General features: G+C 62.4%; 10 protein-coding genes. 9 read left to right on the top strand and 1 reads right to left on the bottom strand.

Annotation, left to right across the window (positions count from 1 at the left end; genetic code table 11):
* Positions 1–31 precede the first annotated feature (31 nt).
* The gene (locus G9X67_RS06900) at positions 32–1,345 is read right to left on the bottom strand and encodes an MFS transporter (protein ID WP_138330520.1); all 1,314 of its coding nucleotides are present in this window, start codon (positions 1,343–1,345) and stop codon (positions 32–34) included.
* Positions 1,346–1,614: 269 nt separating this feature from the next.
* Here G9X67_RS06900 and aqpZ point away from each other — a divergent pair, with 269 nt between their 5' ends.
* The 9 genes from aqpZ (at position 1,615) to G9X67_RS06855 (ending at position 12,168) form a co-directional block, all read left to right on the top strand.
* A complete protein-coding gene (gene aqpZ, locus G9X67_RS06895) occupies positions 1,615–2,301 on the top strand; it encodes an aquaporin Z (RefSeq protein WP_138330521.1) in 687 nt (228 codons plus the stop codon).
* 273 nt (positions 2,302–2,574) lie between these two features.
* A complete protein-coding gene (locus tag G9X67_RS06890) occupies positions 2,575–3,501 on the top strand; it encodes a D-alanine--D-alanine ligase (protein WP_017961294.1) in 927 nt (308 codons plus the stop codon).
* On the top strand, positions 3,489–4,421 hold the full coding sequence (locus tag G9X67_RS06885; RefSeq protein WP_138330522.1) for a cell division protein FtsQ/DivIB: 933 nt from the start codon (positions 3,489–3,491) through the stop codon (positions 4,419–4,421). The genes G9X67_RS06890 and G9X67_RS06885 overlap by 13 nt, the downstream gene beginning before the upstream one ends.
* Positions 4,418–5,749: a cell division protein FtsA gene (gene ftsA, locus G9X67_RS06880; RefSeq protein WP_012758279.1), complete on the top strand. Its 1,332-nt coding sequence runs from the start codon at positions 4,418–4,420 to the stop codon at positions 5,747–5,749. Before G9X67_RS06885 ends, ftsA begins: the two co-directional genes overlap by 4 nt.
* A gap of 55 nt (positions 5,750–5,804) precedes the next feature.
* Positions 5,805–7,517 carry a cell division protein FtsZ gene (gene ftsZ, locus G9X67_RS06875; RefSeq protein WP_138330523.1) on the top strand — a complete coding sequence of 571 codons (1,713 nt, stop codon included), beginning with the start codon at positions 5,805–5,807 and terminating at the stop codon, positions 7,515–7,517.
* A gap of 262 nt (positions 7,518–7,779) precedes the next feature.
* Entirely contained in the window at positions 7,780–8,736 is a 957-nt protein-coding gene (gene lpxC / locus G9X67_RS06870) for a UDP-3-O-acyl-N-acetylglucosamine deacetylase (RefSeq protein ID WP_012758277.1), read from the top strand.
* 256 nt (positions 8,737–8,992) lie between these two features.
* Entirely contained in the window at positions 8,993–9,862 is an 870-nt protein-coding gene (locus tag G9X67_RS06865) for an outer membrane protein assembly factor BamD (RefSeq protein WP_029873425.1), read from the top strand.
* Between the two features lie 5 nt (positions 9,863–9,867).
* Positions 9,868–11,541, top strand: coding sequence for a DNA repair protein RecN (gene recN, locus G9X67_RS06860; RefSeq protein ID WP_138330524.1), 1,674 nt, complete (start codon positions 9,868–9,870; stop codon positions 11,539–11,541).
* A 99-nt stretch (positions 11,542–11,640) separates the two neighbouring features.
* A complete protein-coding gene (locus G9X67_RS06855) occupies positions 11,641–12,168 on the top strand; it encodes a DUF6886 family protein (RefSeq protein WP_138330525.1) in 528 nt (175 codons plus the stop codon).
* Positions 12,169–12,287 lie beyond the last annotated feature (119 nt).

The raw sequence follows: 12,287 nt of genomic DNA, 5'->3' as shown, positions 1-12,287 counted from the left end.
CGCGGCTTGTTGTTCACTTGCTGCTCGAGGTTCAGACTTCCTCACGGCCAGACAGCCGGATGCAGATCAGCGAGATCACTGCTGAGGCAGCAAGGTAGTAGCCGACATAGTCCAGACTATAATGGGTGGCGAGCCAGGTGGCGATATAAGGGGCGAGCGAGGCGCCGAAGATGCCGCCGAGGTTGAAGGTCATCGAGGCGCCGGTATAGCGCACTGTGGTCGGGAAGGGGGCGGCGAGCGCAGCGCCGATCGGACCATAGGTGAAGCCCATCAAGCCGAGGCCGACGATCGAGCACAGGAAAGCGCCTGTGAGACCGCTGGTCAACAGCGTCGCGTAGAAGAAGCCGAAGATCGCGATGGCAATCGTCGTCAGCGTCAGGATCATGCGGCGCGAATAGAGATCGGAGAGCCAGCCGGAAAGCGGGATCGTCAGGCCGAAGAAGACGACGCCGACAAGCTGGACGACCAGGAACTGTTCGCGAGAATAACCGAGCCCGCCCTTTTCCAGAGGTGTCGTACCCCAGGAGAGGGTGAAGACCGTCATCAGGTAGAACAGCACGAAGGTCGCAACGGCGATGAAGGTGCCGAGGATCAGGCTACGCAGATGGTTGCGGAAGACGACCTCGATAGGCACGGCGACGCGCTCGTGCTTTTCGACGGCTTTGCGGAATTCCGGCGTCTCGGCGATTTTCAGGCGAACATAGAGGCCGACGGCGACGAGGGCGAGGCTGGCGATGAAGGGAATGCGCCACCCGTAGTCGAGGAAATCCTCATTGCTCATCGTTTCCGCCAGGATGAGGAAGAAGCCGGAGGAGAGGATGAAGCCGATCGGCGCGCCGAGCTGCGGGAACATGGCGTACCAGCTGCGCTTGCCGGGAGGAGCGTTTTCTGTGGCAAGCAGAACGGCGCCACCCCATTCGCCGCCGAGGCCGAGGCCCTGACCGAAGCGGCAAAGCGCCAGCAACAAGGGTGCTGCGATGCCGATTGCATCATAGCCCGGCAGCATGCCGATCAACACGGTCGAAAGCCCCATCGTCATCAGCGCGGCGACGAGTGTCGCCTTGCGGCCGATGCGGTCTCCGAAATGACCGAAAACCACGGCGCCGATGGGGCGGGCGAAAAAGGCGATCGAGAAGGTGACCAGCGACTGCAGCGTTGCGGCGTTCGAATCGCTTGCCGGGAAGAAGAGATGCGGGAAGACGAGGACGGCTGCCGTCGCGTAGACGTAGAAGTCGAAGAATTCGATGGTGGTGCCGACAAGGCTGGCGATAAGGACGCGAGCCGGAGAATTGACTTGCGTGCTGTTCGAGGCAGGAGTCGGCGATGCGGAGATCGCGTCTGTCATTTTCATTCCAATCAGTATTTCTATGGAGCGCCTTGGGAGGCTCGCGGGTCTTAACGCAATTTCAGATCCGAGAAAATGTCAAAACATGCAGTAGGTACAGGGGATGCGGCCCGCATGCCTTACCGGCTCGCGTCCCCCGATGTCATCTCAAATCCTTGGGTTTTCCTTCCTTGCGCGAGGCTTGCCACGGCGGCGGCCGCGCGCTTGACCGGAATCGAATTGTAACAGATTCATTGCTAACCCTCTGGTTGAGGGCAAAGGAGATATCCATGCAAAAGAGTCTTGTTGCCGAATTTCTCGGCACGTTCTGGCTGGTCTTCGGCGGATGCGGCAGTGCCGTGCTGGCCGCGGCCTATCCCGAGCTTGGAATTGGTTTTGTCGGCGTGGCCTTTGCGTTCGGTCTGACGGTGCTCACCATGGCCTATGCCGTGGGCGGTATTTCGGGCGGTCATTTCAACCCCGCCGTCTCCCTCGGCCTTACGGTTGCCGGACGGTTTCCGGCGGCGCGTCTCGTTCCCTATATCGTCGCGCAGGTTGTCGGCGCCATCGCCGCGGCGGCGCTGCTCTATCTCATCGCCAGCGGCAAGGCGGGTTTCGAACTCGGCGGCTTTGCCGCCAACGGATATGGCGAGCACTCTCCGGGTGGTTATTCACTGCTTTCGGCGCTGCTGATCGAAGTGCTGCTGACCATCTTCTTCCTGATCATCATCTTGGGGTCGACCAGCAGCCGGGTGCCTGCGGGCTTCGCGCCGCTGGCGATCGGCCTCGGGCTGACGCTGATCCATCTCGTTGCCATCCCCGTGACGAATACCTCGGTCAATCCAGCGCGTTCCACCGGCCAGGCGCTTTTCGTCGGCGGCTGGGCGCTGCAGCAGCTCTGGCTGTTCTGGATTGCGCCGCTTGCGGGTGGAGCGCTCGGCGGACTCGTATGGAAATTCCTCGACGACGCCGACTGACTGCAAGACAAAGAGCTATCCCATTGAGCCCGCGCGGTTTTTCCGTGCGGGTTTTTCTGTTTTCGCGGATCGGCGGCGTCTTCGATCTGGCAATCCCGAAGAAGAGAAGGTTAAAAAATCACGGGCGCGGCAATACGAAGTTAACGAAAGTAAACACTTCATTAACCATAATGATGCTCTAATGCACCCAGGTCGGACAAAGGCCCGAAACGGCGCAGACAGCTTCGCGCAAGCGTCGATTTCGAAAATGGAAGTTATTTTTTGGGGGTGTTGATGAGTCGCAAGCATGTCGCTGTCCTGATGGGCGGATTTTCCTCGGAAAGGCCTGTCAGCCTTTCCTCGGGAAAGGCTTGCGCAGAAGCCCTCGAGGCGGAGGGCTTCGACGTGACGCGCATCGACGTGGCGCGCGACGTTTCCGAGAAGCTCGCCGCGCTGAAGCCCGATGTCGTCTTCAATGCGCTTCACGGCCCGTTCGGCGAGGACGGCACCATTCAGGGCATCCTCGAATATCTCGAAATCCCCTATACGCATTCGGGCGTGCTTGCCTCGGCGCTGGCGATGGACAAGGATAAGGCGAAGCTCGTTGCCGCCGCCGCCGGTATTCCGGTCGCCGAATCGCAGGTGGTCAACCGTTTCGCCTTTCCCTCGACGCATCCGATGAAACCGCCCTATGTGGTGAAACCCGTCCGCGAGGGGTCGAGCTTCGGCGTCGTCATCGTCACGGAAGATCAGGCGCATCCGCCACAGATCGTCAGCTCGCCCGAGTGGCGTTACGGCGAGGAAGTGATCGTCGAGCGCTATGTCTATGGTCGCGAACTCACCTGCGGCGTCATGGGTGAAACTCCGCTCGGCGTCACGGAAGTGGTGCCGCAGGGACACAATTTTTATGATTACGACTCCAAGTATGCGGCAGGCGGTTCAAAACACGTCATCCCCGCGAAAATTTCACCGAATATTTACCAAAAAATACAAACATTGTCCCTAAGGGCGCATCAGGCAATCGGTTGTCGCGGCGTCAGTCGGTCCGACTTTCGTTACGACGATCGTTTCTCCGAAGACGGCGAAATCATCTGGCTGGAAGTCAATACCCAACCAGGTATGACCCCAACCTCGCTCGTGCCCGAAATGGCCGGTCATGCCGGTTATTCGTTTGGTCAGTTTCTCCGGTGGATGGTGGAGGACGCGTCTTGTTTGCGTTGACAGTCAAGAGGATTGGGCGCCCCAGCCATCATGCCGTGCTTCCGATTATGGAAGCCGAAGAGCGGTTCGTGCTGCCGCGTCCGCTGCGCCGGGTCACGCGCTTTCTGATCAGCCTCTGCAGCGGCCGCATCTACATTCCTGTTCATACCGGCACGGTCTCGGCGCTCGCTTTCTTGGGCGCGACGGGGCTTTACGGCATGTCGCTCGGCGGTCACACGGAAGCCGTGGCGCAGGCGACGACGACGGCCGCGGGTTTTGCGATCGAGGACGTCAAGGTCTCCGGGAATTCGGAAACCTCCGAAATCGAAATCCTGCAGTTGATCGGCCTTGACGGCACGACCTCGCTGGTCGCCCTCGACGTCGATGCCGCCCGCAGGAAGATTGCGCATCTTCCCTGGGTCGAAAATGTCGAGGTGCGCAAGATCTATCCGAAGACGATCGAGGTGAAGCTCAAGGAGCGCCAGGCCTATGCGATCTGGCAGCACGGGCAGGAGCTTTCCCTGATCGAGAAGAACGGCAGCGTCATTGCGCCGCTGCGGGACAACAAGTTTTCGGCGCTGCCGCTCGTCGTCGGCCGCGATGCCGAAACGGCGGCTGCTTCGCTCGACGAAGCCTTCTCGAAGTGGCCCGACGTGAAGGCCCGCGTAAAGGCCTATGTCTGGATATCCGGCCGTCGCTGGGACCTGCACATGGATAACGGCGTCGTCGTCAAGCTGCCGGAAGACGGTATCGACCAGGCACTGGCGACGCTTTCGAAGTTCGACAAGGAGCATCAGCTCCTCGAGCGGGACATTGCCGCAGTCGATCTCAGGCTGGCCGACAGAACCGCGATCCAGCTGACGCCGGAGGCGGCGGTCCGCAGGCAGACGGCAGTGACGGAGCGCACGAAAGAATTGAAGAAGGCGGGGCAGAATATATGAGCTTGTTCGGTTCATCCCATTTCGGATTGCCGCGCCTGAAGCCGCTTTCGTCGAAGCGGTCACATGTCGTTTCGGTGCTCGACATCGGTTCCACCAAGGTCGTCTGCATGATCGGCCGGCTGACGCCGCGCGAGGAAAGCCAGATCCTGCCGGGCCGCACGCACAATATCGAGATCATCGGCATCGGCCATCAGCGCTCGCGCGGCATCAAGACCGGCGTCATCGCCGATCTCGACGCATTGGAAGGCGTCATCCGCCTTGCCGTCGATGCGGCCGAGCGCATGGCGGGGCTGACGGTCGAGAGCCTGATCGTCAACCTGACGGCCGGCCGCCTCGGCAGTGACATCTACACCGCGACGATCGATCTCGGTGGCCAGGAAGTCGAACTCAACGATCTGAAGAAGGTGCTGTCGGCCGCTTGCCAGCAGTCGCTGCGCCAGGACCGCTCGGTGCTGCATTCGCTGGCGACCGGCTTCTCGCTCGACGGCGAGCGCGGCATCCGCGATCCGCTGGCGATGTACGGCGATGCGCTCGGCGTCGACATGCATGTGGTGACGGCGGAGCGCTCGGCGCTGAAGAACCTCGAGCTTAGCGTCAATCGTGCGCATCTGTCGGTCGAGGGCATCGTCGCGACGCCCTATGCATCGGGTCTTGCGGCTCTCGTCGACGATGAGGTCGAGCTCGGCTGCGCGGCGATCGACTTGGGCGGCGGCACGACGACGATTTCGGTCTTTGCCGAGGGCAAGCTCGTTCATACGGATGCCGTCGGCCTCGGCGGCCATCACGTTACTACCGACCTGGCGCGCGGCCTTTCGACCCGCATCGAGGATGCGGAGCGGCTGAAGGTCGTGCATGCCTCGGCGCTTTCGAATTCCTCAGACGAGCGCGAGCTGATCTCGATCCCGCCGATCGGCGAGGACGATCGCGACCAGCCGTCGCAGGTGCCGCGGGCACTGGTTTCGCGCATCGTCTCGGCCCGAATCGAAGAGACGATGGAACTGATCCGCGACCGCATCCAGCGCTCCGGCTTCAGCCCGATCGTCGGCAAGCGCGTCGTGCTGACCGGCGGAGCGAGCCAACTGACCGGCCTTGCCGACGTGGCGCGGCGTATCCTCGCCCGCAACGTCCGCATCGGCCGTCCGATGGGCGTCTCGGGGTTGCCGACAGCGGCGAAGGGCCCGGCCTTTTCGACGGCCGTCGGCCTGATGATCTATCCGCAGGTCGCGGACATGGAGACACATGCGTCACAGAGCGGTCTGCTCATGTCGCTTGGAGGAAATAACAGCCGCATTGCCCGCATGGGCCAGTGGCTGAAGGAAAGTTTCTGAAATTGAGTAATTGGCCGGCGTGGCGATGCGGCCAGAGAGAGAAGGAACAGGTACCATGACCATCAAGCTGCAAAAGCCTGACATCACAGAGCTGAAGCCGCGCATCACCGTGTTCGGCGTTGGCGGCGGTGGCGGCAATGCCGTCAACAACATGATTACCGCCGGCCTCCAGGGCGTCGACTTCGTCGTCGCCAACACGGATGCGCAGGCGCTGACGATGACGAAGGCCGAGCGCATCATCCAGCTCGGCGTCAACGTCACCGAAGGCCTCGGTGCCGGCTCGCAGCCGGAAGTCGGCCGCGCGGCGGCCGAGGAGTGCATCGACGAGATCGTCGATCACCTGAACGGCACACATATGTGCTTCGTCACCGCCGGCATGGGCGGCGGCACCGGCACAGGTGCTGCTCCGGTTGTCGCACAGGCGGCCCGCAACAAGGGCATCCTGACGGTCGGCGTCGTCACCAAGCCGTTCCATTTCGAAGGCGGGCGCCGCATGCGCCTGGCCGAGATGGGCATCCAGGAACTGCAGAAGTCTGTCGATACGCTGATCGTCATTCCGAACCAGAACCTCTTCCGCATTGCCAACGACAAGACGACCTTCGCCGATGCCTTCGCCATGGCTGACCAGGTTCTCTATTCCGGCGTTGCCTGCATCACCGACCTGATGGTCAAGGAAGGCCTCATCAACCTCGACTTCGCCGACGTCCGCTCGGTGATGCGCGAGATGGGCCGCGCGATGATGGGCACCGGCGAAGCTTCCGGCTCCGGCCGCGCGCTGCAGGCTGCAGAGGCTGCGATCGCCAACCCGCTGCTCGACGAAACCTCGATGAAGGGCGCCCAGGGCCTGCTGATCTCCATCACCGGCGGTCGCGACCTCACCCTCTTCGAAGTCGACGAAGCCGCGACCCGCATCCGCGAGGAAGTCGATCCTGACGCCAACATCATCCTCGGCGCCACCTTCGACGAATCGCTCGAAGGCATCATCCGCGTCTCGGTCGTCGCAACCGGCATCGACCGGGCGATGAACGAAGCCGCCGAACGCAACCTCCAGCCGGCAGCAAGGCCGGTTATCCGTCCCTCCGCGGCTGTTGCTCCGGCAGCGGCCGCAGTACAGCCTGCCCCCGTGATGCAGGCACCGAAGGCCATGGATCCGATCGCGCAGACCATCCGCGAAGCCGAGATGGAACGCGAGCTCGAAATTCCGGCCCCGCGTGCTGCCGCACCGCTGCAGCAGCCGGCGGCACAGCAGGAAGCCTTCCGTCCGCAGAGCAAGATCTTCGCGCCTGCGCCGGAAGCTCCGGCAATGCGTCCTCAGGTGCAGCAGCAGGCTCCGGCGCCCGTCATGAGCCAGCCGGTCATAAGTCAGCCGGTCCAGCAGCAGCCGGTCCGGCAGGAGCCGACCATCCGCCAGGCCGAACCGGTGCGCATGCCGAAGGTTGAGGATTTCCCGCCGGTCGTCCAGGCCGAACTCGACCACCGCACGCAGCCGGCTTCCGCGCACGCGGCGGAGGAGCGTGGTCCGATGGGCCTGCTCAAGCGAATCACCAATTCGCTCGGCCGCCGCGACGACGACGCCGTTGCCGCCGACATGACTGCCGCACCGCCGGCCGCTTCGCAGCAGCGCCGTCCGCTGTCGCCGGAGGCAAGCCTCTACGCACCGCGTCGCGGCAACCTCGATGACCAGGGTCGGACGGTTCCGCAGGCCCGGATGATGCAGGAAGACGACCAGCTGGAAATCCCGGCATTCCTGCGTCGCCAGTCGAACTGAGGAGCTGCTTCAGCACCGTTTATGCCCGGGATCAAGGTCCCGGGCATTGCTGTTTTTCAGCCTGCGATTCGCAAGCAATTTCAATCGCGTGACTTCGTAACAAAGCGAAAGAAACAGTGATTTGGATTGGAGCGCTGGCGCACGTAAGTATGGTGCAATGAAACTGCCCTAGGAGACCTTTCGACAGGCTCCGGTTGCAGAATGAACGATGACCGTGCCGATCGGGCAGACCGCCGGTACGGAAGAATAAAAGGCAGAATTTATGGCGATTGGCTTGCTGGGTTTTCAAACGACGGTATCGCGTCCGGTGACGCTTTCGGGCACCGGGGTCCATTCTGGTGCGGAAGTCTCGATCACCCTGAATCCGGCCGAATCGGACACCGGCGTCGTTTTCCAGCGCCTGCATGACAATGGCGACATCACCGAACTCAAGGCCGTCTCCTCGCAGGTCGGCAATACCGACCTCTGCACCGTGCTCGGCTTCTCGCCGGCCCATTCGGTTGCGACGATCGAGCATGTCATGGCCGCCGTATATGCGCTCGGCCTCGACAATGTGGTGATCGAGGTGCAGGGCTCCGAAATGCCGATCATGGACGGCAGCTCGCTGCCCTTCGTCGAGGCGATCGAGCAGGTCGGTCTCGTCTCCCTCGGCGTCAAGCGCCGCTATATCCGTATCACCAAGCCGGTGCGAATCGAGCATGGCGGCTCCTGGAGCGAATTCCGTCCTTATGACGGTACACGCTTCGAAGTCGAAATCGATTTCGAGTGCCCGCTGATCGGCCGGCAGAAGTGGGCCGGCGACATGACACCCGCCGTCTTCAAGGCTGAGCTTTCGCGCGCCCGCACCTTCGGCTTCATGCGCGATGTCGAGCGTCTCTGGGCATCAGGACACGCGCTCGGGTCCTCACTCGAAAATTCCGTCGTCATCTCGGACGACAACACCGTCATCAACGTCGAAGGGCTGCGTTACGCCAAGGATGAATTCGTCCGCCACAAGACGCTCGATGCCGTCGGCGATCTGTCGCTTGCCGGCGTCCAGTTCATCGGTTGCTACCGTTCCTATCGCGGCGGTCACAAGATGAATGCCAATGCGCTGAAGGCGCTGCTCGCCGATTCCTCCGCATACGAAGTGGTCGAGACGTCGACGCCGCGCCAGCGCGTCGCTGCCCGCGAACTGATCGCGGTCAGTGCTTCGGAATTCGCTCCCTGGTCGGCATGACCTCCAGCATATTCTCAAGACCAGGCCGCCTCTTTCCCGGAGGCGGTTTTTTTATGTCCGGCGTGTCTACGGCAATAGACCGATGCTTGGCCGCCACAGGTCGGGAAGAAGTTGAAAAGCCGATCATTCTGCGGCTGCTGCCACAAAAATGCGTTAATGCCTTATCATTGCGTTGCTCTTGATGCACATTTGTGGCTAGAAACGCCAGCGAGGCGTGGCTGCCGTGGAGAGAGCGGCAGCAGTGGGGTTCTTTCGAATGGGTTATGCAGGATCTGAAGGTATGATGAAGACAGCGCGCGCCTTGTTCGCATCGCTTCTGGTGCTCAGCGCAGGCGCCTTGATCTCCGGTTGCCAGTCGGATCCCGACATCGACATCACCAAGCTCGGTCTCGAAACCGATCCGCCTGACGTGCTCTACACCCAGGGCCTGGCCAATATGAAGGCCGGCAACATGGCGGAAGCGGCGCGCAAGTTCGACGCGATCGACCGCGAGAACCCTTTTTCCGAATGGGCGCGCAAAGCGCTCGTGATGAGCACCTTCGTCAAATATCGCCAGGGCCGTTTAGACGATGCGCTTGCTTCCGGCAACCGCTACATGTCGCAATATCCGAAATCCCAGGATGCCGCCTATGTGCAGTATCTCATTGGTCTCACCTATTCCAAGCAGATCGTCGACGTGACGCAGGACCAGCGCGCCTCGGCCAAGACGATCGAGGCGATGCAGGCCGTCATCGACAACTATCCGAACTCCGAATATGTCGACGACGCACAGGCCAAGATCCGCTTTTCGCGCGACCAGCTCGCCGGCAAGGAAATGCAGATCGGCCGCTACTACATGGAGCGGAAGGAATATCTCGCCGCGATCTCGCGCTTCCGTATCGTCGTCGAGAAATATCCGAATACGAACCAGATCGAAGAGGCCTTAGCGCGTCTCGTCGAAGCTTATTATTCCATGGGCATCGTCGACGAGGCGCAGACAGCCGCTGCCGTTCTCGGTCACAATTATCCCGACAGCCAGTGGTATGCTGATTCCTACAAGCTGCTGCAGAGCGGCGGTGCCGAGCCACGTGAAAACAAGGGCTCGTGGATCGCCGCAGCGGGCAAGAAACTTCTTCTCGGTTCCTGAGGCCAATGCTGATCCAGCTTTCGATCCGCGATATCGTCCTGATCGAGCGGCTGGATCTTGCCTTCGAGACCGGCCTCTCCGTGCTGACGGGCGAGACCGGGGCGGGCAAATCCATCCTGCTCGACAGCCTGTCGCTGGCGCTCGGTGGACGCGGCGACGGCGACCTGGTGCGTCATGGCGAGGACAAGGGCCAGGTGACGGCGGTGTTCGACGTCGGCATGGAACACGGCGCCCGCACACTCCTGCGTGAAAACGGCATCGACGACGAGGGCGATCTGATCTTCCGCCGCCAGCAATCAGCGGACGGACGCACCAAGGCCTATGTCAACGACCAGCCGGTCAGCGTGCAACTGATGCGCCAGGCCGGTCAGATGCTGGTCGAAATCCACGGTCAGCACGACGATCGCGCCCTTGTCGACACCAATGCCCACCGCACTCTGCTCGATGCCTTCGCCGGCCTCACCGACGAGGTTTCGGAGGTCTCCCGGCTCTATCGCCTGTGGCGCGACAGCGAGCGGACGCTGAAGAAGCACCGCGAGAAGGTGGAAAGTGCGGCGCGCGAAGCCGACTATCTGCGCTCTTCCGTCGAGGAACTCGAGAAGCTCTCGCCGCAGGATGGCGAGGAGGAAGAACTCGCCGATCGCCGGCAGAAGATGATGAAAGCCGAGCGAATCGCCGGCGATATCGCCGAGGCGTCCGAATTCCTGAACGGCAATGCCTCGCCGGTGCCCCATATCGCCTCGCTGGTGCGCCGGCTCGAGCGCAAGAGCCATGAGGCGCCGGGACTGCTCGAAGACACTGTGACGCTGCTTGATGCCGCGCTCGACCAGCTTTCCAACGCGCAGATGGAAGTCGAGGCGGCGCTGCGCAAGACCGAATACGATCCGAGAGAGCTGGAGCGGGTGGAGGAGCGGCTTTTCGCGCTCAGGGCCGCCTCGCGCAAATATTCCGTGCCCGTCACTGAGCTGCCGGCGTTAGCTGTGCGCATGATCGCCGATCTTGCCGATCTCGACGCGGGCGAGGAGCGGCTTGCGCGGCTCGACGCCGAGGTCGGCCTAGCGCGGGAAAATTACGATGCGGCGGCGCGCTCGCTGTCTGACAAGCGCCATCGTGCCGGCACCGCACTGGCTGGGGCCGTCATGGCCGAGCTGCCGGCGCTTAAACTCGAACGCGCCCGTTTTATGGTCGAGATTACCACGGATGCAGGGGAGGCGCTCGCCGAAGGCATCGACGTCGTCGAGTTCCATGTTCAGACCAATCCCGGCACGCGGCCGGGCTCGATCATGAAGGTTGCCTCGGGCGGCGAGCTGTCGCGTTTCCTGCTGGCGCTGAAAGTGGCGCTTGCCGATCGCGGATCGGCTCCGACGCTCGTCTTCGATGAAATCGATACCGGCGTCGGCGGCGCGGTGGCCGATGCGATCGGCCAGCGGCTGAAGCGGCTGTCGGAGCGGGTGCAGGTGTTGTCGGTCACGCATGCGCCGCAGGTCGCGGCGCGGGCTGCGACGCATCTGTTGATTTCCAAGGGACCGTCGGCCGACGGTTCGGAAAAGATCGCCACGCGCGTCGCCACGATGGCGCAAAAGGATCGCACCGAGGAGATCGCCCGTATGCTGGCCGGGGCTTCGGTCACCGAAGAGGCGAGGGCGGCGGCGAAGCGGCTGCTCGCCGGCAACGGCTGATTTTTCTTCCGATGCTCTTTCCGCTCAAGCCGGCGGGATGACAATCATCCCGCGGCGCGATATGCGCTGAAGCTTCCCGATCGGCGGCGAGCTCATGCCATGCGGCTTTTCCATTTCAGCGACGATTCCGGTATTGCTGCGTTCGAGCCACGTTCGGTTCGCGTCCCGTCTGCCCGCGCGCCCGGCCGGGAATGGCTGAACGGTCCGCTCGTCTGGGCAATCGATGCCGATCATGATTTCATGTATCTCTTTCCGCGCGATTGTCCCCGCATCCTGCTCTGGGCGACAGCCGATACGCTGGAGGCCGAACGGCGGCGCTGGCTCGGCGACTGGCGGGCCGTTGCCTACGTAGAGCGCCATTGGCTGGAGAGGCTCGAAGCGGATACCATCCACCGCTACGAGCTGCCGGCCGAGGGCTTCGAGGATCTGGATGATGCTGGCATGTGGGTGGCCCGCAGACGCGTTGTTCCCATCGAGCGCACCGCCATCTCGCGGCTCGACCAGGAGTTTGCGCCGCGCAAGGTGGAGCTTCGGGTGGTGGACACGCTGACGCCGCTGAAAGGGCTCTGGGGCACCAGCCTGCATGTCAGTGGCATCAGGTTGCGTAATGCGAACGATTGGGAATAGGCCGGGGAGGGCGGTGACAAGGGTTCCAAGGCATGAAAGTCGGCGCGAAAGCTCACCTCAATCTCCCTCATCCCTGTGCTCGTCACAGGGATCCAGCGCGCCCAAGTCCTTGGGCGCGG

It is taken from the genome of Rhizobium sp. WYCCWR 11152, from assembly GCF_013087615.1.
In the GTDB taxonomy this organism is placed as follows: Bacteria; Pseudomonadota; Alphaproteobacteria; order Rhizobiales; family Rhizobiaceae; genus Rhizobium; species Rhizobium indicum.
This window is presented reverse-complemented; position numbering and strand designations above follow the sequence as displayed.